General features: G+C 72.2%; 19 protein-coding genes. 9 read left to right on the forward strand and 10 right to left on the reverse strand.

Annotation, left to right across the window (positions count from 1 at the left end; genetic code table 11):
• Positions 1–23: 23 nt before the first annotated feature.
• Positions 24–1,397 carry an FAD-dependent oxidoreductase gene (locus AB0C99_RS32625; protein WP_362482990.1) on the reverse strand — a complete coding sequence of 458 codons (1,374 nt, stop codon included), beginning with the start codon at positions 1,395–1,397 and terminating at the stop codon, positions 24–26.
• Positions 1,398–1,637: 240 nt separating this feature from the next.
• On the opposite strand from AB0C99_RS32625, the gene recO reads away from it, so the two are divergent.
• The 3 genes from recO to AB0C99_RS32640 are packed head-to-tail and all read left to right on the forward strand — an operon-like array spanning position 1,638 to position 3,752.
• Complete coding sequence (gene recO, locus AB0C99_RS32630; protein ID WP_362482991.1) at positions 1,638–2,387, forward strand: DNA repair protein RecO; 750 nt, start codon at positions 1,638–1,640, stop codon at positions 2,385–2,387.
• A gap of 13 nt (positions 2,388–2,400) precedes the next feature.
• The gene (locus AB0C99_RS32635; protein WP_362482993.1) at positions 2,401–3,225 is read left to right on the forward strand and encodes an isoprenyl transferase; all 825 of its coding nucleotides are present in this window, start codon (positions 2,401–2,403) and stop codon (positions 3,223–3,225) included.
• A 14-nt stretch (positions 3,226–3,239) separates the two neighbouring features.
• A complete protein-coding gene (locus AB0C99_RS32640; protein WP_362482995.1) occupies positions 3,240–3,752 on the forward strand; it encodes a YcxB family protein in 513 nt (170 codons plus the stop codon).
• A gap of 103 nt (positions 3,753–3,855) precedes the next feature.
• Here AB0C99_RS32640 and AB0C99_RS32645 read toward each other — a convergent pair whose 3' ends face one another.
• The 4 genes from AB0C99_RS32645 to AB0C99_RS32660 all read right to left on the reverse strand — a co-directional run bounded on the left by AB0C99_RS32645 (position 3,856) and on the right by AB0C99_RS32660 (position 7,073).
• Complete coding sequence (locus AB0C99_RS32645) at positions 3,856–4,266, reverse strand: Fur family transcriptional regulator (protein ID WP_362482997.1); 411 nt, start codon at positions 4,264–4,266, stop codon at positions 3,856–3,858.
• Positions 4,267–4,337: 71 nt separating this feature from the next.
• Entirely contained in the window at positions 4,338–5,231 is an 894-nt protein-coding gene (locus AB0C99_RS32650) for a metal ABC transporter permease (protein WP_362482998.1), read from the reverse strand.
• A gap of 10 nt (positions 5,232–5,241) precedes the next feature.
• Positions 5,242–6,030 carry a metal ABC transporter ATP-binding protein gene (locus tag AB0C99_RS32655; protein WP_362483034.1) on the reverse strand — a complete coding sequence of 263 codons (789 nt, stop codon included), beginning with the start codon at positions 6,028–6,030 and terminating at the stop codon, positions 5,242–5,244.
• A gap of 50 nt (positions 6,031–6,080) precedes the next feature.
• Entirely contained in the window at positions 6,081–7,073 is a 993-nt protein-coding gene (locus AB0C99_RS32660) for a metal ABC transporter substrate-binding protein (protein ID WP_362483000.1), read from the reverse strand.
• Positions 7,074–7,147: 74 nt separating this feature from the next.
• Here AB0C99_RS32660 and AB0C99_RS32665 point away from each other — a divergent pair, with 74 nt between their 5' ends.
• Together AB0C99_RS32665 and AB0C99_RS32670 are read left to right on the forward strand one after the other, a co-directional pair.
• Positions 7,148–8,626: a hypothetical protein gene (locus AB0C99_RS32665; RefSeq protein WP_362483001.1), complete on the forward strand. Its 1,479-nt coding sequence runs from the start codon at positions 7,148–7,150 to the stop codon at positions 8,624–8,626.
• A gap of 66 nt (positions 8,627–8,692) precedes the next feature.
• A complete protein-coding gene (locus AB0C99_RS32670) occupies positions 8,693–10,072 on the forward strand; it encodes a glycine--tRNA ligase (protein WP_362483003.1) in 1,380 nt (459 codons plus the stop codon).
• 123 nt (positions 10,073–10,195) lie between these two features.
• Here AB0C99_RS32670 and AB0C99_RS32675 read toward each other — a convergent pair whose 3' ends face one another.
• The 3 genes from AB0C99_RS32675 to AB0C99_RS32685 form a co-directional block, all read right to left on the reverse strand.
• Positions 10,196–10,783 carry a TetR family transcriptional regulator gene (locus AB0C99_RS32675; protein WP_362483005.1) on the reverse strand — a complete coding sequence of 196 codons (588 nt, stop codon included), beginning with the start codon at positions 10,781–10,783 and terminating at the stop codon, positions 10,196–10,198.
• A gap of 17 nt (positions 10,784–10,800) precedes the next feature.
• Positions 10,801–11,835: an aldo/keto reductase gene (locus tag AB0C99_RS32680; protein ID WP_362483007.1), complete on the reverse strand. Its 1,035-nt coding sequence runs from the start codon at positions 11,833–11,835 to the stop codon at positions 10,801–10,803.
• 62 nt (positions 11,836–11,897) lie between these two features.
• Complete coding sequence (locus AB0C99_RS32685) at positions 11,898–13,337, reverse strand: MFS transporter (protein WP_362483008.1); 1,440 nt, start codon at positions 13,335–13,337, stop codon at positions 11,898–11,900.
• Between the two features lie 101 nt (positions 13,338–13,438).
• Between AB0C99_RS32685 and AB0C99_RS32690 the strand changes: the two genes are divergently transcribed.
• Complete coding sequence (locus AB0C99_RS32690) at positions 13,439–14,506, forward strand: helix-turn-helix domain-containing protein (RefSeq protein WP_362483010.1); 1,068 nt, start codon at positions 13,439–13,441, stop codon at positions 14,504–14,506.
• Here AB0C99_RS32690 and AB0C99_RS32695 read toward each other — a convergent pair.
• On the reverse strand, positions 14,476–15,948 hold the full coding sequence (locus AB0C99_RS32695) for an MFS transporter (protein ID WP_362483012.1): 1,473 nt from the start codon (positions 15,946–15,948) through the stop codon (positions 14,476–14,478). The genes AB0C99_RS32690 and AB0C99_RS32695 overlap by 31 nt on opposite strands.
• A gap of 130 nt (positions 15,949–16,078) precedes the next feature.
• On the opposite strand from AB0C99_RS32695, the gene dusB reads away from it, so the two are divergent.
• From dusB to AB0C99_RS32710, 3 genes are all read left to right on the forward strand, one after another.
• Positions 16,079–17,227, forward strand: a complete 1,149-nt coding sequence (gene dusB, locus AB0C99_RS32700; protein ID WP_362483014.1) for a tRNA dihydrouridine synthase DusB — start codon at positions 16,079–16,081, stop codon at positions 17,225–17,227.
• 367 nt (positions 17,228–17,594) lie between these two features.
• Positions 17,595–20,306, forward strand: coding sequence for a pyruvate, phosphate dikinase (ppdK, locus tag AB0C99_RS32705; protein WP_362483036.1), 2,712 nt, complete (start codon positions 17,595–17,597; stop codon positions 20,304–20,306).
• Between the two features lie 592 nt (positions 20,307–20,898).
• Positions 20,899–21,921 (forward strand): helix-turn-helix domain-containing protein, encoded by a 1,023-nt coding sequence (locus tag AB0C99_RS32710; RefSeq protein WP_362483015.1) that lies wholly within the window; start codon positions 20,899–20,901, stop codon positions 21,919–21,921.
• Here the strand turns inward: AB0C99_RS32710 and AB0C99_RS32715 are convergent.
• Complete coding sequence (locus tag AB0C99_RS32715; RefSeq protein WP_362483017.1) at positions 21,891–23,048, reverse strand: alkaline phosphatase PhoX; 1,158 nt, start codon at positions 23,046–23,048, stop codon at positions 21,891–21,893. The genes AB0C99_RS32710 and AB0C99_RS32715 overlap by 31 nt on opposite strands.
• Positions 23,049–23,063 lie beyond the last annotated feature (15 nt).

Below are 23,063 nucleotides of genomic sequence, written 5' to 3' on the forward strand. Positions count from 1 at the left end.
CGGTGGCGCCGTGGGGCTCTCGGTCAGCCGAGCTCGACGCCGCTGGCGCGCAGCATCTCGTCCCGCTCGACGATCTTCACGCGCTCGCGGCCCTGCGGCTCGCCGAGCGCCTTCTCGGCGGCGTCCAGGGCGTACCAGCCCTCCCAGGTGGTGTACGCGATGCCCTTGCCCTCCAGGAAGGACACGACGGCCTCCTCCTGCGGGGACTCGGGGGCGAGCAGCCGCCCGTTCGCGTGGTCGTCCAGGAGGTTGGCGACGGTCTCGTTGGCGTCGCCCTTGGTGTGGCCGATGAGGCCGACGGGGCCGCGCCGGATCCAGCCGGTGACGTAGGTGGACGCCAGGTGGGCGCCGCTCTCCTCGACGACCCGGCCGCCGGCGTCCGGGACGGTGCCGCTGGCGGCGTCCCAGGGGAGCTTGGGCAGCTCGTCGGAGAGGTAGCCGACCGCGCGGTAGACGGCCTGCACGTCCCAGTCGGTGGTCGTGCCGGTGCCCTTCACGTTGCCGGTGCCGTCGAGCTCGGTGCGCTCGGTGCGCAGGCCGACGACGGAGCCGTCCTCGCCGAGGATCTCGGTGGGCGACTCGAAGAAGTGCAGGAAGAGCTTGTGCGGGCGCTCGCCGATGTCGCGGATCGCCCAGTTCTCCAGGGTCTTGGCGACCATGTCGGTCTGCTTGTTCTTGCGCCGCTCGGCGATGGAGCCCTCGTCGTAGTCGATGTCCTCGGGGTTGACGATGACCTCGATGTTCGGCGAGTGGTCCAGCTCGCGCAGCTCCATGGGGCTGAACTTGGCCTGGGCGGGGCCGCGGCGGCCGAAGACGTGGATCTCCAGCGCCTTGTTGGCCTTGAGGCCCTCGTAGACGTTGGCGGGGATCTCGGTGGGCAGCAGCTCGTCGGCGGTCTTGGCGAGCACGCGGGCCACGTCGAGGGCCACGTTGCCGACGCCGAGGACGGCGACCTTCTCGGCCTCCAGCGGCCAGGTGCGCGGGACGTCCGGGTGCCCGTCGTACCAGGAGACGAAGTCGGCGGCGCCGTAGGAGCCGTCGAGCTCGATGCCGGGGATGTCCAGGGCGCGGTCGGCGGTGGCGCCGGTGGAGAAGATCACGGCGTCGTAGAAGGCGTGCAGGTCGTCCAGGTGCACGTCGGTGCCGTAGTCGACGTTGCCGAAGAGGCGGATCTGCGGCTTGTCGAGGACCTGGTGGAGGGCGGTGATGATGCCCTTGATGCGGGGGTGGTCGGGCGCGACGCCGTAGCGGATCAGGCCGAAGGGGGCGGGCATCCGCTCGAAGAGGTCGATGGACACACCCGGCTCGGCGGCGGCCTCGGACTTCAGCAGCGCGTCAGCGGCGTAGATTCCGGCGGGGCCGGCGCCGACGATCGCGACCCGGAGGGGGCGGGGCATGACGGGTTTCCCTTCGCAAGCGACGTGTCGGCGAGGGCCCGCCGCACTTAGGTCACCCTAAATAATGCGCCGAACGGAGCGGTACCCGGGCCCGGTCTATGGCCTCATAAGGTGGACTTATGGGTTCCATAAGTGGTGCGGGGGGAGTCGGTCCACCGTAGACCACGTGGACCCGCGTTCCCGCCCGGGGCCCGGGCGGGGGCGGCCTGGGCTGTCACTCCCGTACGCGAGAATGGGGCCATGAGCCTGTTCCGCGACGACGGCATCGTGCTGCGCACCCAGAAGCTGGGCGAAGCGGACCGCATCATCACGCTGCTCACGCGCGGCCAGGGGCGGGTGCGCGCCGTCGCGCGCGGGGTGCGCCGGACCAAGTCGAAGTTCGGCGCGCGGCTCGAACCGTTCTCGCACGTGGACGTGCAGTTCTTCGCCCGGGGGAGTGAGCTGGTCGGGCGCGGGCTGCCGCTGTGCACGCAGAGCGAGACCATCGCCGCGTACGGCAGCGGGATCGTCACGGACTACGCCCGGTACACCGCGGGCACCGCGATGCTGGAGACGGCGGAACGGTTCACCGACCACGAGGGCGAGCCGGCCGTGCAGCAGTATCTGCTGCTCGTGGGCGGGCTGCGGACGCTGGCGCGCGGCGAGCACGCGCCGCACCTGATCCTCGACGCGTTCCTGCTGCGCTCGCTCGCCGTGAACGGCTACGCGCCCAGTTTCGACGACTGTGCGAAATGCGGACTTCCCGGCCCCAACCGGTTCTTTTCGGTCGGTGCGGGCGGAGTCATATGCGGCGACTGCCGGGTGCCCGGAAGCGTCGTACCCTCTGCGGAGGCCGTACGCCTGCTCAGCGCGCTGCTCACCGGCGACTGGGCGACGGCGGACGCGTGCGAGCCGCGTCACGTCAGGGAGGGCAGCGGCCTCGTGTCCGCCTATCTGCACTGGCACCTGGAGCGCGGGCTCCGCTCGCTGCGGTACGTAGAGAAGAGCTAGGAGACCCTTCGCCATGGCCATCGCACGACTTCTCGGACGCCAGCGCCGGGAGTACGCCACCCCCGAGCCGCACCCGTCCGGAGCCCGCCCGCCGAAGCTCCAGTCGGAGCTCGTGCCCGAGCACGTCGCGATCGTCATGGACGGCAACGGGCGCTGGGCCAAGGAGCGCGGGCTGCCGCGCACCGAGGGCCACAAGGTCGGCGCCGAGCAGGTGCTCGACGTGCTCCAGGGCGCGATCGAGATGGGCGTGGGCTCCATCTCGCTCTACGCCTTCTCCACCGAGAACTGGAAGCGCTCGCCCGAGGAGGTGCGCTTCCTCATGAACTTCAACCGCGACTTCATCCGCAAGTCCCGGGACCAGCTCGACTCCCTCGGCGTGCGGGTGCGCTGGGTGGGCCGGATGCCCAAGCTGTGGAAGTCCGTCGCCAAGGAGCTCCAGGTCGCCCAGGAGCAGACCAAGGACAACACGAAGCTGACGCTGTACTTCTGCATGAACTACGGCGGCCGGGCGGAGCTGACGGACGCCGCGCAGGCGCTCGCCGAGGACGTGAAGGCGGGCCGGCTCGACCCCTCGAAGATCACCGAGAAGACGATCCAGAAGTACCTGTACTACCCGGACATGCCGGACGTCGACCTCTTCCTGCGCCCCAGCGGCGAGCAGCGCACCTCCAACTACCTGATCTGGCAGAGCGCGTACGCCGAGATGGTCTTCCAGGACGTGCTGTGGCCCGACTTCGACCGCCGCGACCTGTGGCGGGCCTGCGTCGAGTACGCCCAGCGCGACCGGCGCTTCGGCGGCGTGGACCCGGCGGACCTCGCGGTCCTCGACAAGGGCTGAGCGGGGACCGGGACATGGTGGAGCTGGTCTACACGCCGACGCGGGACGACGTCTTCGACGCGATACGGGTCCAGATGCGCTTCGGGACCTTCCGGCGCGCGCGGGTGCTCATGCGGATCACCTCGGTGCTCGCGGCCGTGGCGCTCGTCGTGCTGCTCTTCGCGCCCGGCGAGCCCGCGGTGGGCGCGATGGTCTTCGTGGCCGCGCTCGGCGTGATGGGGCTCGTCCTGGTGCCGCTCACGCCGCGGCTCACCGCCCGGCAGCTCTTCCCGCTGATCGAGCGGCAGGGGGAGCACCGGGCCCGGGTCGAGGAGGACGGGGTCCGCTGGACGAGCCGGGACTCCGAGGTCGTGGGCCGCTGGGAGCTGTTCTCCCGGCACGCCGAGACGCCGGACCAGTTCGTGCTGCTCTCGTCCGACAAGGGCCGGGTCGGCGTCGCCTTCCTGCCCAAGCGGGGGCTGGCCGACCCGGCGGACGCCGACCGGGTGCGGGAGATCCTGGAGCGGAACACCAAGCGGATCCGCTGACCCCGGCCCGGCCGCGAGACGAGGGGCCCGCACCGAATCCGATCGGTGCGGGCCCCTCGTATGTCAGGTCGGGTCGCAGGTCAGGCCGGGTGGCCGGATCGGGTCACTTCGCCGCGCACTCCGCGCAGGTGCCGAAGATCTCGACGGTATGCGCCACGTTGACGAAGCCGTGCTCGGACGCGATCGTCTCCGCCCACTGCTCCACGGCCGGGCCCTCCACCTCGACGGCCTTGCCGCAGACGCGGCAGACCAGATGGTGGTGGTGGTCGCCGGTCGAACAACGCCGGTAGACCGTCTCGCCGTCACTGGTGCGCAGCGCGTCCACCTCGCCCGCCTCGGCGAGGGACTGGAGCGTGCGGTAGACGGTGGTGAGGCCGACGGAGTCGCCGCGGTGCTTGAGCATGTCGTGCAGCTCCTGCGCGGAGCGGAACTCGTCCACCTCGTTCAGCGCCGCCGACACGGCGGCCCGCTGCTTCGTCGAGCGGCCTCGTACGGGGGGTCCTGCCGTCACCACGGGGGCCTCCTTGAATCTTGTCTGCCCCCGCCATTCTGCCAGCCCCCCGCCCCCCTGGATCCGGACCGTGATCAGACCTTCACGTCGTCGGTGGGCCGCCGGGCGCCCGGGAGCTCCGCGTCGCAGGCCCGCGCGGCGGTCTCGGCGGCCCGGGCGCGCCGCCGGGCCAGCGGGGTCGCGAGGAGGGTGAGGCCGATGAAGACGCCGATCGCGAGGAGCACGATCGTCGCGCCGGGCGGCACGTCCTGGTAGTAGGAGGTGACCGTGCCGGTCAGGGTGACGCCGGTGCCGATGACGACGGCGAGCACGAAGGTCGTACGGAAGGACCGGGACAGCTGCTGGGCGGCGGCGACCGGGACCACCATGAGCGCGCTGACCAGCAGCAGGCCGACGACCCGCATGGCGACGGTGACGGTGACGGCGGCGGTGACGGCGATGAGCAGGTTGAGGAAGCGCACCGGCAGGCCGGTGACGCGGGCGAACTCCTCGTCCTGGCTGACCGCGAAGAGCTGGCGGCGCAGGCCGACGGTGACGAGGACGACGAAGGCGGCCAGGATGCCGATGGCCGTGACGTCCTCGGCGGAGACCGTCGAGAGGGAGCCGAAGAGGAAGGAGTTGAGGTTGGCGTTGGAGCCGGTCGGCGAGAGGTTGATCAGCAGCACGCCGCCGGCCATGCCGCCGTAGAAGAGCAGCGCGAGGGCGAGGTCGCCGCGGGTCTTGCCGTAGGCGCGGATCAGCTCCATGGCGACGGCGCCGACGACGGCGACGGCGGTGGCCATCCACACGGGGCTGCTGTTGAGCAGGAAGCCGAGGCCGACACCGGTCATGGCGACGTGGCCGATGCCGTCGCCCATCAGCGCCTGGCGCCGCTGGACGAGGTAGATGCCGACGGCGGGCGCGGTGATGCCGACGAGGACGGCCGCGATGAGCGCCCGCTGCATGAAGGCGAGCTGGAGGAATTCCATGGGGGCGTCCTCAGGTCAGCAGACCGGTACGGAGCGGCTCGTCGGCCGCGTGCGGGTGGACGTGGTCGTGGCCGGGCAGCGCGTGCTGGCCGACGGCCTTCGGCGGCGGGCCGTCGTGGACGACGCAGCCGTCGCGCAGCACGACGGCGCGGTCGATCAGCGGCTCCAGCGGGCCGAGTTCGTGCAGCACGAGGAGGACGGAGGTGCCGCCGGCGACCTGCTCGCGCAGGGTGGCGGCGAGGATCTCCTGGCTGGCGAGGTCCACGCCGGCCATCGGCTCGTCCATGATCAGCAGCTCGGGCTCGGAGGCCAGCGCGCGGGCGATGAGCACGCGCTGGTGCTGGCCGCCGGAGAGCGCGGAGACGGAGTCCTTGGCGCGGTCACCGAGGCCGACGAGGGCGATGGCCCGGTCGACGGCGGCCCGGTCGGCCTTCGTGGTGAGGCCGAAGCGGCGGCGGGAGAGCCGGCCGGAGGTGACGACCTCGCGGATGGTGGCGGGCACGCCGCTGGCGGCGGTGGTGCGCTGCGGCACGTAGCCGACGCGGGCCCAGTCGCGGAACCGCTTCTGCTCGGTGCCGAACAGCTCGATCGTGCCGCCGGTCAGCGGCACCTGGCCGATGACGGAGCGGACGGCGGTGGACTTGCCGGAGCCGTTGGCGCCGAGCAGGGCGACGACCTCGCCGCGCCGGACGGTGAGGTCGACGCCGCGCAGCACGGGGCGCGAGCCGAGGGCCGCGGTGGCGCCGCGGACGGCGATGACGGGTCCGTCGTGCGCCGCCGCGCCCGCCTCGGCGCTCACGTCGGTGCTCACATCCGTGCTCACGGGTGCCTCCTGCTGCTGCTGGGGTGTCACTTCGCGCCGAGGGCCTTCTGGAGCGCGGCGAGGTTGGACCGCATGACCTCGATGTAGTCAGCGCCCTTGGACTTGTCCGTGATTCCCTCCAGCGGGTCGAGCACGTCGGTCTTGAGACCGGTGTCGGCCGCGAGGGTCTTGGCGGTCTTGTCGCTGGCGAGGGTCTCGAAGAAGACGGTGGTGACCTTGTCCTTCTTCGCGATGTCCTGGAGCTCCTTGATGCGGGCGGGGCTCGGCTCGGACTCGGGGTCGATGCCGGTGATGCCCTCCTGCTCCAGGTGGTAGCGCTCGGCGAGGTAGCCGAAGGCGGAGTGGGTGGTGATGAAGGTGCGGCCCGCGGTGTTCTTGAGGCCCGTCTCGAACTGCGTGTTCAGCTCGCCGAGCTTCTTCACCAGGGCGTCGGTGTTCTTCTTGTAGTCGGCGGCGTGGGCCGGGTCGGCCTTCTCGAAGGCGGCGCCGACGCCCTTGGCGACCTCGGCGTACTTCACGGGGTCGAGCCAGATGTGCGGGTCGGTGCCGGCCTCGGAGCCGTGGTCGTGGCCGGCGTGGTCCTCGCCGCCGGCCTCCTCGGCGCCGTGGTCGTGGCCCTCGTGGCCGACCTCGTCGCCGTGCTTCTCCAGCGTGGTGAGGGTGGCCGCGTCGACGGTGTGCTGCACGCCGGCCTGGGCGATGGCGTCGTCGACGGCGGGCTGGATGCCCTTGAGGTAGAGGACGACGTCGGCCTCGCCGAGCTCGCCGATCTGCTTCGGCTTGAGCTCCAGGTCGTGCGGCTCGACGCCGGGCTTGGTGAGCGTGTCGACGGCCACGTGGCCGCCGCCTATCTGCTCCGCCAGGTACTGCATGGGGTAGAACGACGCCACGACGTCCAGCTTGCCGCCGCTTCCCTTGTCGGCCGCGTCCGAGGTCCCGGAGCAGGCGGAGAGGGTGAGGAGCCCGAGGGCGGCGGCTCCGGCGACGGCGGTGCTGGGTATCAGGCGTCGTACGTTCATGACACTCATTTTCAACAAAAGTGGAAACGGTTGTCAATTGCCGTACGTGTGTCCCACGGCACTATCGTTCGACCATGCGGCGCACGGAGATCGACGGCATCCCCCTGTACTGGGACGACGTCCCCGGCCCCGGCACGGCCCACCTCCTCTTCGGCACCGGGATCGAGCACGAGCCCTTCCCGCGCCGCGGCCTCACCGCCGTCCTGGCGCGGCTCGCGCTCGACGCGGTCGCCGGGACCGCCCACGGCTGCGAGGAGCTGGACGCTGCCGTCGAGGGCGACCACACCCGCTTCACCGTCACCGGCGAACCCGAGAGGGTCGCCGAGGCCGTCAACGGGCTCTGCCGCGCGCTCGCCGAACCGCCCGTCGACGACGCCCCGGCCCTCGCCGCCGCCGTGCGCCGGGCCGTGGCCCGCGAGGAGCGCGAGGAGCGCTGGGAGGGCTTCCAGGAGCGCGAGCTGGCCTTCCGCTACGGGCTGCGCGGACCCGGCAAGACCGGCCGGCCCGCGCCCGCCGTCGGGCACCTCGGCGCGGCCGCGCTCCGGGACTGGGCCGCCGCTCGCTTCACCCGGGGCGGGGCGGTCCTGCTGCTCACCGGGCCCCCGCCGAGGGCGCTCGCCCCGCGGCTGCCCGCCGGACCGGCGCCCGAGCGGCCGGTCGTGGAGCCGCTGCCCGGCACCTCCGGCTGCTGGCTGGAGGCACCCCACGAGGACGGCGAGCGGGTCACGCTCTCCTTCGACGTGCCCGCCACCCCCGTCGGGTACCTCGCCGCCGACGTGGCCCGCGCCCGCGCCGCCGCGGACCCGGCGACCGCGCCGGACCTGACCGGCGAGGTCGAACTGCACTCCGCCTACGTGGGCGGCGGACGGATGCGCTTCTGGCTGCTGGCCCCCACCGACGAGCCCGGCGCCCGGGCCGTCGCGGACGGACTCGACGGGGTGCTGCGCGCGCTCGCCGGGCGGGGCCCGGCGGAGGCGGAGGTGCGCCGCGCCGCCGCCGCCCGCGCGGCCCGGCTCGGCTCGGACACCGGGCGGCTCGGGCAGCTCTTCGCGGCGGGGCTCGACCACGTCTCGGGCCTGGCGGTGTACGACGTCCCCGGCGTGCTGGCCCGGCTCGCGGCGGCCGGGGCCCGGGAGGTCCGCGAGGCCCTCGCCGGGTACCCCTCGACCGCGCTGCTGGTGATGCCCGCGCACTGCGCCCCGGGGCCGGACAGCCCCTTCGTGCCGGAGCCCGTCCGCTTCCCCGAGGGCCTGCGCGAGGCGTACGAGTACCGGCCCCGGCTCTTCGGGGGCGCCGGCCGCCACGAGCGCCTGTACCTGGGCGACGAGGGGCTCGCGCACTGGACGGGGCACTGCAACCACCTCGTGCGCTGGCACCAGGTGGCCGGGCTCGGGGTGGGCCCGGCCGGGCGGCGGGTGCTCCACGGGGAGCACGGGGCCGTGATCGATATCCAGGCAGACCAGTACAAGTCGGGAGGCGATCTGATCGTCGCCGTGGACCGCCTGGTCCCCGCCTCCCTCCGCTTTCCGACGGGTGACGGGGAACCGATTTGAAAGAGGGGGTGCGGGCGCCGGTAACCTGTGGCATTCGCACTTCGTCGTCGTAATGAAGAGAGCACCGTGGCCGCCGACAAGATCGACACCATCGTCAGCCTGAGCAAGCGCCGTGGCTTCGTCTACCCGTGCAGCGAGATCTACGGCGGTCAGCGTGCCGCCTGGGACTACGGACCGCTGGGTGTCGAGCTCAAGGAGAACCTCAAGCGTCAGTGGTGGCGCTACATGGTCACCGCGCGCGAGGACGTCGTCGGCATCGACTCGTCCGTCATCCTGGCCACCGAGGTCTGGGAGGCGTCCGGTCACGTCGCCACCTTCACCGACCCGCTGACCGAGTGCACCTCCTGCCACAAGCGCTTCCGCGCCGACCACCTGGAGGAGGCGTACGAGGCGAAGCACGGCAGCCTGCCCACCAGCCTCGCCGAGCTCAACTGCCCCAACTGCGGCAACAAGGGCACCTTCACCGAGCCGAAGAACTTCTCCGGCCTGCTCTCCACCCACCTCGGCCCGACCCAGGACACCGGCTCCGTCGCGTACCTGCGCCCGGAGACCGCCCAGGGCATCTTCACCAACTTCGCCCAGGTGCAGACCACCGCGCGCAAGAAGCCCCCGTTCGGCATCGCGCAGATGGGCAAGTCCTTCCGGAACGAGATCACTCCGGGCAACTTCATCTTCCGCACGCGCGAGTTCGAGCAGATGGAGATGGAGTTCTTCGTCAAGCCGGGCGAGGACGAGCAGTGGCAGGAGTACTGGATGGAGCAGCGCTGGAACTGGTACACCGGCCTGGGTCTCCGTGAGGAGAACATGCGCTGGTTCGAGCACCCGCAGGAGAAGCTCTCCCACTACTCCAAGCGCACCGCCGACATCGAGTACCGCTTCTCCTTCGGCGGCAGCGAGTGGGGCGAGCTGGAGGGCGTCGCCAACCGCACCGACTACGACCTGACGGCCCACTCCAAGGCGTCCGGCGCCAGCCTCCAGTTCCACGAGCAGGAGACGGGCGAGCGCTACACGCCGTACGTCATCGAGCCGGCGGCCGGTGTCGGCCGCGCCATGCTCGCCTTCCTCCTCGACGCCTACAACGAGGACGAGGCGCCGAACGCCAAGGGCGTCCTGGAGAAGCGCACGGTGCTGCGCCTCGACCACCGCCTGGCCCCGGTCAAGGTCGCGGTTCTGCCGCTGTCCCGCAACGCGCAGCTCTCGCCGAAGGCCAAGGGCCTCGCGGCCGACCTGCGGCAGAACTGGAACATCGAGTTCGACGACGCCGGCGCCATCGGCCGCCGCTACCGTCGCCAGGACGAGATCGGCACCCCGTACTGCGTCACCGTCGACTTCGACACCCTCGACGACAACGCGGTGACCGTGCGCGAGCGCGACACCATGAAGCAGGAGCGCGTCTCCCTGGACCAGATCCAGGGCTACCTGGGCAGCCGCCTGCTCGGCTGCTGAGTCCGGCACGACGTACGGGAAAGCCCCCGGTTCCGCTGAGGAACCGGGGGCTTTCCCGCGTCCGGGCCCGGGGCGCCGTCCGGGCCGTCGCCCGGGGCGCCGTCCGTGGGCCGGGAGGGTCCGTCACGGGCGCAGGCCGCGCAGCAGCAGGCCGACCACCGACTCGAACTCCGCCTCGATCGCGGGCCGCCGCCACTCCGGCGCGTAGGCCGGGTCGTGGAAGCGGGCGGTGGCGTGGAAGAGCGCGCGGGCCGTCGCGTCCGGGTCGGCGGCGGTGAACTCGGCCTCCCGGGCGCCCTCCTCGACGATCGAGCGCACCTGGCCGATCAGCACGTCGACGTGCTGGTCCACCACGCCGCTGTTCTCGTCGATCAGCACCCCGTAGGTCGCGAACAGCTCCGGGTCGTCGCCCGCCTTGTGCCGCTTGGCCTCGAAGAGGGTCGAGAACCAGGAGCGCAGCTTCTCCGGCGCGGGCGTGCCCGGGGTGCCGGTCAGCTCGGCCAGGACGGTCTCGGTGCGCGAGAGCCAGCGCTCGGTGACCGCCTCGCGCAGGGCCGCCTTGGTGCGGAAGTGGCGGTAGACGCTGCCGTGGCTGACGCCGAGCACCCGGGCCACGTCCACGACGGTCGCCTTCGCGGGGCCGTAGCGGCGCAGCACCTCCTCGGTGGCTTCGAGGATGCGCTCTGCGGTCAGGGTTTCGGTGGCGGCCATGGCACCGACACTACCGGTCAGTGCTCGCTGTCCAGGTGGGCCATCTGGGCCTCCGGATAGCGCTCGCCGGCCGCCGCGCCCGCCGGGACGGCCGCCTCGATCGCCGCCAGGTCGGCCGCGTCCAGGGTCACCTCGATCGCGCCGAGCGCCTCGGCCAGCCGGTCCCGGCGGCGGGCGCCGACCAGCGGGACGATGTCCGCGCCGTGCCGGGGGCCCTGGGCGAGGACCCAGGCGATGGCGGTCTGGGCGACCGTCACGCCCTTGGCCTCGGCGACCTCGCGGAGCCGGTCGACCAGGTCCAGGTTGCGCGACAGGTTCTCCCCCTGGAAGCGGGGGGACATGCCGCGGAAGTCGCCCGCGCCGAGCTCCCGGTCCCGGGTGAAGTGGCCGCTGATCAGGCCGCGGGAGAGGACCCCGTAGGCCGTGACGCCGATGCCGAGCTCCCGGGCGGCCGGCAGGATCTTCTCCTCGATGCCGCGGGAGATCAGCGAGTACTCGATCTGGAGGTCGGAGATCGGGGCGACGGCCGCCGCCCGGCGCAGGGTGTCGGCGCCGACCTCGGAGAGGCCGATGTGCCGGACGTGGCCCGCCTCGACCAGCTCGGCGATGGCGCCGACGGTCTCCTCGATCGGCACGTCGGGGTCGACGCGGGCGATCCGGTAGATGTCGATGTGGTCGGCGCCCAGGCGCTGGAGCGAGTAGGCCGCGAAGTTCTTCACGGCGGCGGGGCGGCCGTCGTAGCCGCTGAAGCCGCCCTCCACCGTGCGCAGGGCGCCGAACTTCACGCTGGTGAGCGCCCGCTCCCGGGCGCCCGCGGGGGCGGTGCGCAGGGCCTCCGCGATCAGCAGCTCGTTGTGCCCCATGCCGTAGAAGTCGCCGGTGTCCAGCAGGGTCACTCCGGCGTCGAGGGCCGCGTGGAGGGTGGCGATCGACTCGGCGCGGTCGCTCTCGCCGTACAGCGCGGACATGCCCATGCAGCCGAGGCCGAGGGCGGAGACCCGGGGGCCGGTGGTGCCGAGGGAACGGGTGGGGAGGGGAGTCGTGGTCGTCATGGAATCAACCATGGCATGACCGATGACAGATTTCAATATCTGTCATTCATTACTTCTCTCGTTCACCCGATCGAGCGCGGCAGCCGCAGGCTCAGCAGCAGCGTCAGCCCCACCAGTCCCAGCTGGACCAGCAGCGTCGTCGTCAGCGCCGGGCCCATCCCGGCCGGCGAGGCGGCCAGCGACAGGAACAGCGAGCCGAGCGTCGCCACGCCCAGCGTCATCGCCGACTGCTGGGCCGTGACCATCACCCCGCCGCCCACACCCGCCTGCTCGCCCGGCACCTCCGACAGCACCACCCGGAACAGCACCGGCAGCTGGAGCCCCTGGCCGAGGCCCGCGACCGCCATGCCCGGCACCAGGTCCGCCACCGACAGCTCCGGCCAGCCGCCCGCCACCGCCCACGCGACCAGCCCGAGGCCCGCCGCCTGGAACGCGGCGCCCACCGGCACGATCCGGGTGCCCCAGCGCCGCACCAGCCGCGGCCCCGCCAGCGAGGCGGCGAAGAAGGCCGCCGCCATCGGCACCAGCGCCAGGCCCGAGGCCACCGCGCCCATCGCGAGGCCCTGCTGGAGCGCCACCGCGGTCACGAACATGAAGCCGCTGAAGCCGCCCGACAGCGGCAGCACCACCGCGAGGCCCCGGCGCAGCGAGACCAGGCCCAGCAGCCGCGGCGGCACCAGCGGCGTCCCGCCCCGCCGGTCCGCGCGCAGCTCGGCCCACCAGAAGGCGCCCGCCGCGAACGGGAAGACGCCCAGGGACAGCCAGGTCCACAGCGGCCAGCCCGCCGCCCGGCCCTCGGTCAGCGGCGCGAGCAGGGTGAGCAGGGCCAGCGCCAGCAGCAGCGTGCCCGGCAGGTCCACCCGCGCGGGCCGCTCCGAGCGGGTCTCGGGCACCGAGCGGGCCGCCAGCAGCAGCCCGGCGAGCGCCACCGGCACGTTGACCAGGAAGATCGCCCGCCAGCCGGTGCCCGCGAGGTCCGCCGCGACCAGCAGCCCGCCCAGGATCTGGCCCGCCGCCATCGACAGGCCCGCGGTCGCCCCGTAGAGGCTGAGTGCCTTCGCGTGCCGGGCGCCCGACGTCGAGGAGTGAATGGTCGCGAGCACCTGCGGCAGCATCAGGGCCGCCGCGGCACCCTGTGCCACCCGCGCCCCGACCAGCGTCCAGGCGTCCGGGGCGAGCCCGCAGGCCAGCGAGGTCAGGCCGAAGGCGGCCATCCCGGCGAGGAAGAGCCGACGGCGCCCGAACCGGTCGCCGAGCCGCCCGCCGAGCACGAGCAGCACCGCGTACGCCAGGCCGTAGCCCGCCACGACCAGCTCCAGGAGCGCCGGTCCTGCGGCCAGGTCGTGGTCGATGGTCGGCAGGGCGACGTTGACGATGAAGAAGTCGATCAGGGGCAGGGCGGCGCCGAGCAGCACCGTGAACAGGCCGAGCGTGCCGAGCGCCGGCCGGGCGTGGCCGACACCGGCGACGGCGGTCCGGGCGGAGGGGGATGTCGTAGTCACGCCACCGACGATCGGCCCTCGCCCACCCTGGTACCAGAGTCTCCTTATCCTGGTACAAGCAGTACCTGGAAACGGGCTGAGCGCCCCGGCACCCTGGGAGCATGACAGCGATGACGACCGACGCGGCACCCACCCGGGACCCCGGCCCCGCCACAGGCTCCGGCACCGCCACCGGACCCGCCGCCGCTGGCCCCGCCCCCGCAGCCGGCGCGACCGACATCCGCCGCCACGAGCTCGCCGCCTTCCTGCGCAGCCGGCGCGAGCGGATCAGCCCCGAGCAGGCCGGTCTCCCGCGCGGGCGGCGCCGCCGCACCCCGGGGCTGCGCCGCGAGGAGGTCGCCCAGCTCTCCGCCGTCGGCGTCACCTGGTACACGTGGATCGAGCAGGCCAGGCCGATCCAGGTCTCCCCGCAGGTCCTCGACGCCCTCGCCGGCGCCCTGCTGCTCGACCCCACCGAGCGCGCCCACCTCTTCGCCCTCGCCGGGCAGGGCGACCCGCACCCCGAGACGCCCTGCCCGGCCGTCACACCCGCGCTGCGCGCCCTCCTGGACCAGCTGGAGCCGGTGCCCGCCGCCGTGCAGAACAGCCGCTACGACTTCCTCGCCTACAACCGCACCTTCGGCCGGCTCTTCCGCGACCTGGACGCGCTGCCCCGCGCGGACCGCAACAGCATCTGGCTGGCCTTCACCGACACAGAGTTCCGCGCCGCCGTCGCGGACCTGCCCGAGGTCCTCACCTCCCTCGCGGGCAAGCTGCGCGCCGCCATGGCCGAGCACCTGGCCGAACCCGCCTGGAAGGAGCTGCTGCACCGGCTCCGCACCGCCTCGCCCGAATTCCGCGAGATCTGGGCCCGGCACGACGTCGTCGACCAGTCCGGACGGCTCAAGACCATCCGCAACGCCCACGTCGGGCTGCTCCGGCTGGAGCACACCAACCTCTACCTCGGCCCCGCCGCCGGACCCAAGCTGGTCACGTACGTCCCCGCCGACGCGCAGAGCCGGGCCGGGGTCGAGCGGCTCCAGGCCCTGATCCTGGCCGAGGAGGCCCGTACAGCCGAGCAAGAAGCCGCCGCACAGGAAACCGCCGCAAGAGAAGCCGCGGTGAAGGAAACGGCCGCAAAAGAGGCCGCCGCCGGGGCTCAGGGCGAGGGCGTCCTCGCCGGCGCCTGACGGGCCGCGTCCTCCTCCGCCATCCGCCGGGCCGCCCGCTCCGCCGTGCCACGCGCCCAGGCCCCGCTGGTCAGCGCCCCGGCCGCCAGGACGCACAGCCCGCAGCCGGTGATGATCCAGTACGCCGGGCCGCTCGCCGCCGCGAAGCCGTCCAGGGACGTCGCGTGCGCCGCCGAGGCCAGCCCCGCGCTCAGCACCGCGCCCGCCACCGCGACCCCCAGCGTCTGGCCGATCTGGCGGCTGGTGGAGGCCACCGCCGCCGCCACCCCGGCCTGCGCGCGGGGCATCCCGGACACCGCCGTGTCGGTGATCGGCGCGTTCACCATGCCGAAGCCGATGCCGAAGACCACGTACCCGGTGAACAGCAGCGGCGTGCTCCGCTCCGCGTCGAAGGCGGCGAAGAGGAGCGCCCCGGCGGCCATCGCCGTCCCCGAGACCAGCAGCGAGGGGCGCGGCCCGCGCGAGCCCACCAGGCGCCCGGACAGCGGGGCGAAGACGAAGGTCATCGCCGCCATGGGCAGCATGTAGAGCCCGGCGTGCAGGGCCGACAGGCCCCGGACGTTCTGGAGGTAGAGCGTGTTCAGGAAGAGGAAGCCGCCGAGCGCGGCGAAGGCGCAGACCGCGATGACGGTGGCGCCGCTGAACGGGGCGCTGCGGAAGAACCGCAGGTCGATCAGGGGTTCGTGGCGGCGCGGCTCGTAGAACAGGATCCCGGCCAGCGCCCCGGCCGCCACCCCGGCGAAGACCGGGCTGGTCTCGATGATCGCGTACGTGAGCGAGGCCAGCAGCAGCGTCACCAGGACCTGGCCCACCGGGTCCGGGCGGCGGGGCCGGGGCGCGCGGGACTCCGGGACGTACCGCAGGGTGAGCAGCAGCGCGGTCAGGCCGATGGGCAGGTTGACCCAGAAGATCGCCCGCCAGCCGACCGACTCCACCAGCAGCCCGCCGACCAGCGGCCCGGCGGCCATGGAGACGCCCACGACCCCGCCCCAGACGCCGATGGCCCGCGCGCGCTCGGCCGGGTCCGTGAAGGTGTTGGTGATGATCGACATGGCGACCGGGTTGAGCATCGAGCCGCCCACCGCCTGCACCATCCGGAAGACGACCAGCGTCTCCAGGCTGGGCGCGAGGGAGCAGAGCAGCGAGCCGAGGACGAAGATCACCAGCCCGGTGGTGAAGACCCGGCGGCGGCCGATCCGGTCGGCGGTGGAGCCGGCGAGCATCAGCAGCGAGGCCAGCACCAGGGTGTAGGCGTCGATGGTCCACTGGAGCCCCGAGACGGAGGCGCCCAGGTCGCGCTGGAGGGAGGGGAGCGCCACGTTGAGCGCGGTGTTGTCCAGGCTGACGATCAGCAGGCTCATGCAGCAGATGCCCAGGATCAGCAGCCTGCGCCGCCGGGGGAGCGGCGCGGCGGCGGGCCGCGGCGGTGTGAGCTCGGACATGTGCGGATAGTACGGCTGTCTAACGACCTCCGCAGTGCGCGACAATGGGCGGATGACCGCGTTCTCCCCGCTCTCCGAGTCTTCGGCGTCTTCGGCGTCTTCGGCGTCTGCTGTGTCTTCGGCGTCTGCTGTGTCTCCTGAGTCTCCTGAGTTCCCGCCCCTCGCCATCGGGCCGCACATCGTGCAGCCGCCGGTGGTGCTCGCGCCGATGGCCGGCATCACCAACGCCCCCTTCCGCACCCTCTGCCGTGAGTTCTCCGGCGGGAAGGGGCTGTTCGTCAGCGAGATGATCACGACGAGGGCGCTGGTCGAGCGCAATGAGAAGACCATGCAGCTCATCCGGTTCGACGAGACCGAGAAGCCGCGCTCGATCCAGCTCTACGGCGTCGACCCGGTGACCGTCGGCAAGGCCGTCCGCATGATCGTGGACGAGGACCTGGCCGACCACATCGACCTGAACTTCGGCTGCCCGGTGCCCAAGGTGACCCGCAAGGGCGGCGGCTCGGCCCTCCCGTACAAGCGCCCGCTGCTGCGCGCGATCCTGCACGAGGCCGTCACCAACGCGGGCGACCTGCCGGTGACGATGAAGATGCGCAAGGGCATCGACGACGACCACATCACCTTCCTGGACGCCGGGCGGATCGCCGTCGAGGAGGGTGTCACGGCGATCGCCCTGCACGGCAGGACCGCCGCGCAGCACTACGGCGGCACGGCGGACTGGGACGCGATCGCGCGCCTCAAGGAGCACGTGCCGGAGATCCCGGTGCTGGGCAACGGCGACATCTGGTGCGCCGACGACGCCCTGCGGATGATGCGCGAGACCGGTGTCGACGGCGTCGTCGTGGGCCGCGGCTGCCTCGGGCGGCCCTGGCTCTTCGGGGACCTGGTGGCGGGCTTCGAGGGCACCGGCGCGTACGCGCAGCCGGGGCTGCGGGTGGTCGCGGACACGATGGTGAAGCACGCGCGGCTGCTCGGGGAGTGGCTGGGCGACGAGTCGCGCGGTGTCGTCGACTTCCGCAAGCACGTGGCCTGGTACCTGAAGGGCTTCTCCGTCGGTTCGGAGATGCGCAAGAAGCTGGCCATCACCTCGTCGCTGGACGAGCTGAGCGCTCAGTTGAGCGAGCTCGACCTGGACCAGCCCTGGCCGGTGGGCGCGGACGGCCCCCGGGGCCGTACGTCCGGAAATGGGCGGGTCGTCCTGCCGGACGGCTGGCTGAAGGACCCGTACGACTGCGCCGGGGTGAGCGAGGACGCGGAGCTGGACACGTCCGGCGGCTGAGACGGGGCGGTGTTCCGGGCCCTTTTCGGCGAGTGATTCTCGCCACCCTTGATAGGGGTAGTGCTCAGATGAGCATGTTACGGGCCCGTCTCCCGCTTGAAGGGTGGCACGGAGTGCCACCCTTTTTGCGTTCAAGAGTTGAACACAGATGGTCATTTGAACGCTCATGTGAGCGGCGAAGCCCTGGAATGAGTCAACTCGACTTCGGGGCCTGAAAGCGGAAGCTACCGGTCGGTTACTTTCGATGTGCTGGCGGACGGGTGGTTAAGACCGGATGACCGGTAGGCGTACCTCCCCAGAAGCCTTCGATCTGGGTATGTTCCTCGCCGTCAGGGCAGCCAACCGAGTCGTCGAGGAGTCGGGACCCGTGTCGGAAATTAATGATCAGAAGTTCGTCTACGACTTCACCGAGGGCAACAAGGACCTGAAGGACCTGCTCGGTGGCAAGGGCGCGAACCTCGCCGAGATGACCAACCTCGGCCTGCCGGTTCCCCCCGGCTTCACGATCACGACCGAGGCGTGCAAGGTCTACCTGGAGAGCGGCTCCGAGCCCGCCGAGCTCCGCGACGAGGTCACCGCGCACCTCGACGCCCTGGAGCGCCGGATGGGCAAGAAGCTCGGCCAGGCGGACGACCCGCTGCTGGTCTCGGTCCGCTCCGGCGCCAAGTTCTCGATGCCCGGCATGATGGACACGGTCCTCAACATCGGCCTCTCCGACGTCTCCGTCGAGGGCCTCGCCGCCCAGGCCGGCAACGCGCGCTTCGCCTGGGACTCGTACCGCCGCCTCATCCAGATGTTCGGCAAGACCGTCCTCGACGTGGACGGCGAGCTCTTCGAGGACGCCCTCGACGAGGCCAAGGCGGCGAAGGGGGTCGCCAGCGACACCGACCTCGACGCCGAGGACCTGAAGGGGCTCGTCGAGCACTTCAAGCGGATCGTCGGGGCCGCGACCGGCCGCGACTTCCCGCAGGACCCGCGCGAGCAGATGGACCTCGCCATCGAGGCCGTCTTCAACTCCTGGAACACCGACCGCGCGAAGCTGTACCGCCGCCAGGAGCGCATCCCCGGCGACCTCGGCACCGCCGTCAACGTCTGCTCCATGGTCTTCGGCAACCTCGGCCCCGACTCCGGCACCGGCGTCGCCTTCACCCGCGACCCCGCCTCCGGCCACGAGGGCGTCTACGGCGACTACCTCCAGAACGCGCAGGGCGAGGACGTCGTCGCGGGCATCCGCAACACCGTGCCGCTCGCCGAGCTGGAGTCGATCGACAAGAAGTCGTACGACCAGCTCATGCAGATCATGAACACGCTGGAGACCCACTACAAGGATCTCTGCGACATCGAGTTCACCATCGAGCGCGGCCAGCTCTGGATGCTCCAGACCCGCGTCGGCAAGCGCACCGCCGGTGCCGCCTTCCGCATCGCGACCCAGCTCGTGGACCAGGGCCTGATCGACGAGGCCGAGGCGCTCCAGCGGGTCAACGGAGCCCAGCTCGCCCAGCTGATGTTCCCCAAGTTCGACGAGAAGGCCAAGGTCGAGCAGATCGGCCGCGGCATCGCCGCCTCCCCGGGCGCCGCCGTCGGCAAGGCCGTCTTCGACTCGTACACGGCCGTCAAGTGGTCCCGCTCCGGCGAGAAGGTCATCCTGATCCGCCGCGAGACCAACCCGGACGACCTGGACGGCATGATCGCCGCCGAGGGCATCCTGACCTCCCGCGGCGGCAAGACCTCGCACGCCGCCGTCGTCGCCCGCGGCATGGGCAAGACCTGTGTCTGCGGCGCCGAGGAGCTGGAGGTCGACACCAAGCGCCGCCGCATGACCACCGCCTCCGGCGTGGTCATCGAGGAGGGCGACGTCGTCTCCATCGACGGCTCCACCGGCAAGGTGTACATCGGCGAGGTACCCGTCGTGCCGTCCCCGGTCGTCGAGTACTTCGAGGGCCGGATGCACGCCGGCGCCGACGACGCCGACGAGCTGGTCCAGGCCGTCCACCGGATCATGGCCTACGCCGACCGCGTCCGCCGGCTCCGCGTCCGCGCCAACGCCGACAACGCCGAGGACGCCTCGCGCGCCCGCCGCTTCGGCGCCCAGGGCATCGGCCTGTGCCGCACCGAGCACATGTTCCTCGGCGAGCGCCGCCAGTACGTCGAGCGGCTCATCCTCGCCGACACCGACGAGGAGCGCGAGGAGTCGCTGAAGGCGCTGCTCCCGCTGCAGAAGCAGGACTTCGTCGAGCTCTTCGAGGCCATGGACGGGCTGCCCGTCACCGTGCGCCTGCTCGACCCGCCGCTGCACGAGTTCCTGCCCGACATCACCGAGCTGTCGGTGCGCGTCGCCCTCGCCGAGGCCCGCAAGGAGCCGCACGAGAACGACCTGCGCCTGCTCCAGGCCGTGCACCGGCTGCACGAGCAGAACCCGATGCTGGGCCTGCGCGGCGTCCGCCTCGGCCTGGTCATCCCCGGCCTGTTCACCATGCAGGTCCGCGCCATCGCCGAGGCCGCCGCCCAGCGGATCGACGCCAAGGGCGACCCGCGCGTCGAGATCATGATCCCGCTCGTCGGCACCGTCCAGGAGCTGGAGCTGGTCCGCGAGGAGGCCGAGGAGGTCATCGCCGAGGTCCGGGCGCAGACCGGCATCGAGCTCAAGCTGGCCCTGGGCACCATGATCGAGCTGCCGCGCGCCGCCGTGACCGCCGGTCAGATCGCCGAGGCCGCCGAGTTCTTCTCCTTCGGCACCAACGACCTCACCCAGACGGTCTGGGGCTTCTCCCGCGACGACGTGGAGGCCAGCTTCTTCACCGCGTACCTGGAGAAGGGCATCTTCGGCGTCAGCCCCTTCGAGACCATCGACAAGGACGGCGTCGGCGCCCTGGTCCGCAGCGCCGTCGAGGCCGGCCGCGCCACCCGCCCCGACATCAAGCTGGGCGTCTGCGGCGAGCACGGCGGCGACCCGGAGTCGGTGCACTTCTTCCACGAGGTGGGCCTCGACTACGTCTCCTGCTCGCCCTTCCGGATCCCGGTGGCGCGCCTGGAGGCCGGCCGCGCGGCGGCCGAGGCGAAGGGCAGCGACAGCCGCTGACCCGATGGGCACCCGATGACCACCGGAGCCGCCGTCCGTCCCCGACCCTCAGTACCGATGGGCGGCGGTTCCGGTTCGCAAGAGGGGCGGGGCGGACACCTTGTGCGGAGGTGTCCGCCCCGTCGTATGCCGTCCGGCTCCGAGGGGCCCTTCAGGGGCCTTCCGGACACGGCGTTACATGATCGTTGGATATATGTGAGTTCCTGTTCAAGTCCATGCGCGAATACGGGGCATCGGATTATTGGACATTGAACGACAATGGGCGCTGTCGAACGCCGTTCAAACGGCGTTGGATTTTCGCAAAGAATGAGACAGGCGCGACCCCCGGATCCCCACCCGGAGGCCGCGCCCATTTTTCATCGGGCAGCTGAGCCGTAACCTCGCCGACCGCCGCCGGACGAGACGAAGCCCCCCACGGTCTTCGCCACGTCACCTCGGTCCTGAAGGTTTCCTGCCCGACAGGCACAGCTTTTCGGTTGACCGGCGTTCGCCGCGAGGCTTTTCAAGTGTGGCTGAAACACCCTGGTAACGTGCAGTGATGCTGTGCATACTCGACGTCGGGGGTGGTTGCGAGTGCACAGGTGGGGGTTCGATGCTGCGGATTCATTTCAGCGGAAACGATCTGGCGGGGGTCCGGATGGCCGCCCAGCCGGACGTTCTCTGGGAAACGATTCTCAGTTTTCACCGTTTAAGGGACCGGCGCGGGCCGATGGTCTACGGCGAATGGCGGTCGGAAGCCCGCGTACGGCTGGGCGCCGAGACCCGGCTGCTCGCCGCGCTCGTTCCGGGCCGCGGCTATTTCCCCGACTTCCTGACCCCGCCGCAGGGCGTCCTCGGAGTCGATGAGGGGCTCGACGCGATACGCGCGACCCCGCCCGGCCGGATACACGCGGAGCTCGCCCTGCTCGGCGCCACCCGGGCCGGCCGTCCCGCCGTGCCCGCCGCGCTGCGGGCCCTCGCCGAGGGCGCCTCGGAGCCCCTCGGGCGGCTCGTCGGGGCCCTGCGCGGCTACCACCGCGCCGCCGTCGAGCCGTACTGGTCGCACGTCCGGGCCAGGGTCGAGGCGGACCGGGCGCTGCGCGGGCGGGCCCTGCTCGACGGCGGCGCGGAGGAGCTGCTGGACTCGCTGCCGCCGATGCTCCGCTGGCGCAGCCCCGTCCTGGAGGCCGACTACCCGGTCGAGCGGGACGTGCATCTCGACGGGCGCGGACTGCTGCTCCAGCCCTCGTACTTCTGCCGCGGCACCCCGGTCGTGCTCCGCGACCCCGGGCTGCCGCCGGTCCTGGTCTACCCGGTGACCCACTCCGAGGCGCCGACGGTGCGCGAGCCGGGCCTGCCCTCGCTCGCCAAGCTCGTCGGCCACACCCGCTCCGCCGTCCTCAGCGCCATCGGCGAGGGCGGCACCACCAGCGAGCTGGCCCGCCGGGCGGGGGTCTCCCTCGCCTCCGCGAGCCAGCACGCGGGCGTGCTGCGCGAGGCCGGCCTGGTCACCACGCTGCGCCACGGCAACGCGGTGCTGCACACCCTGACCCCCCTGGGCGCCGCCCTGCTCGGCGGCGCCCGGACCCCCCGCGAGGCGCGGTGCTACGCGCGGAACGGGCCGGTCACCTCGTAGGTGATGCCGCCCGAGGAACTGCCGCTGGTGCCGCGCTGGCTGGAGAAGTAGAGGCGCCGCCCGTCGGGCGAGAAGGCCGGTCCGGTGATCTCCGAGCCGGACTGGCCGCCGATCCGCAGGAAGGGCGCGACGACGTCGTCCGGCGTGATGACGCAGATCTCCATGTTGCCGCCGTCCTCGGCGACGTACAGGTCGCCCGAGGCGGTGCCGGTGATGTTGTCGACACCCGTCAGCGGCGCGCCGCCGCCGGTCACCAGCGAGTCGTCGTAGGCCAGTTCGTACGTCCCGGCGGCCACGTTCAGCTGCCAGACCCGGTTGTCGCCCTTGGTGGTGAACCAGACGGTGTCGTCCGCGTAGTGGCAGCCCTCGCCGCCGTTGAAGCGCTTGGCGCCGGAGACCTGGGCGCGGGTGGTGGTCGGCGAGCCGTCGGGGTCCGGCACGGTCTGCCAGGTGAACGAACCGGAGGTCGCCGTGCCCGCCTTGAGCACCTGGAGGGTGCCCGCGGACAGGTCGCCCCAGGTGGTGGGGACGAAGCGGTAGAGGCAGCCGTCGGTCTCGTCCTCGGTCAGGTAGACCACCTTGCGGACCGGGTCGGCCGCCGCCGCCTCGTGCTTGAACCGGCCCATGGCGTCCCGGCGGTAGGCCGTGCCGCCCCACGGGTTCGACTCGTAGACGTAGCCCAGCGACACCTCCTCGCAGGACAGCCAGGTGTTCCACGGGGTCTTGCCGCCCGCGCAGTTCTGCCGGGTTCCGGACAGCACCCGGTAGGCGCCGGTGACGGCACCGGCGGCGTCGAAGCGGACCGCGCTCGCGCCGCCGCCCGGGTTGATCTCCGAGTTCGACACGTAGATCCAGCCCGTGCCGTCGGCGAAGCAGGCGCCGCCGTCCGGGGCGTTGTGCCAGGTGTACGAGGTGCCGGGGACCGCCTGGCCGGACCGGGCGATCACCCGGCTGGTGAAGCCGGCCGGCAACTGGATGCCGTTCGCGTCGGCGGCGCCGAGCGCCCCGTACGGGCCGATGCCGGGCTGAGCGGGCGCGGCGAAGGCCGCCCCGCGCCACAGGGTGCCGCCGAAGACGGCGGCCGAGGTGCCGATGACCGCTCCACGCAGGAAACCGCGTCGCTCCACGTTCCACTCCCGATC

It is taken from the genome of Streptomyces sp. NPDC048659 (assembly GCF_040650575.1).
Classification (GTDB): Bacteria; Actinomycetota; Actinomycetes; order Streptomycetales; family Streptomycetaceae; genus Streptomyces.

Coding starts and splice junctions, on each gene's coding strand:
- recO (WP_362482991.1), top strand. CDS start 1,638: ATGAGCCTGTTCCGCGACGACGGCATCGTGCTGCGCACCCAGAAGCTG.
- AB0C99_RS32690 (WP_362483010.1), top strand. CDS start 13,439: ATGACAGCGATGACGACCGACGCGGCACCCACCCGGGACCCCGGCCCC.
- AB0C99_RS32640 (WP_362482995.1), top strand. CDS start 3,240: ATGGTGGAGCTGGTCTACACGCCGACGCGGGACGACGTCTTCGACGCG.
- AB0C99_RS32660 (WP_362483000.1), bottom strand. CDS start 7,073: ATGAACGTACGACGCCTGATACCCAGCACCGCCGTCGCCGGAGCCGCC.
- AB0C99_RS32650 (WP_362482998.1), bottom strand. CDS start 5,231: ATGGAATTCCTCCAGCTCGCCTTCATGCAGCGGGCGCTCATCGCGGCC.
- AB0C99_RS32625 (WP_362482990.1), bottom strand. CDS start 1,397: ATGCCCCGCCCCCTCCGGGTCGCGATCGTCGGCGCCGGCCCCGCCGGA.
- AB0C99_RS32675 (WP_362483005.1), bottom strand. CDS start 10,783: ATGGCCGCCACCGAAACCCTGACCGCAGAGCGCATCCTCGAAGCCACC.
- AB0C99_RS32695 (WP_362483012.1), bottom strand. CDS start 15,948: ATGTCCGAGCTCACACCGCCGCGGCCCGCCGCCGCGCCGCTCCCCCGG.
- AB0C99_RS32665 (WP_362483001.1), top strand. CDS start 7,148: ATGCGGCGCACGGAGATCGACGGCATCCCCCTGTACTGGGACGACGTC.
- AB0C99_RS32680 (WP_362483007.1), bottom strand. CDS start 11,835: ATGACGACCACGACTCCCCTCCCCACCCGTTCCCTCGGCACCACCGGC.
- AB0C99_RS32635 (WP_362482993.1), top strand. CDS start 2,401: ATGGCCATCGCACGACTTCTCGGACGCCAGCGCCGGGAGTACGCCACC.
- AB0C99_RS32710 (WP_362483015.1), top strand. CDS start 20,899: ATGCTGCGGATTCATTTCAGCGGAAACGATCTGGCGGGGGTCCGGATG.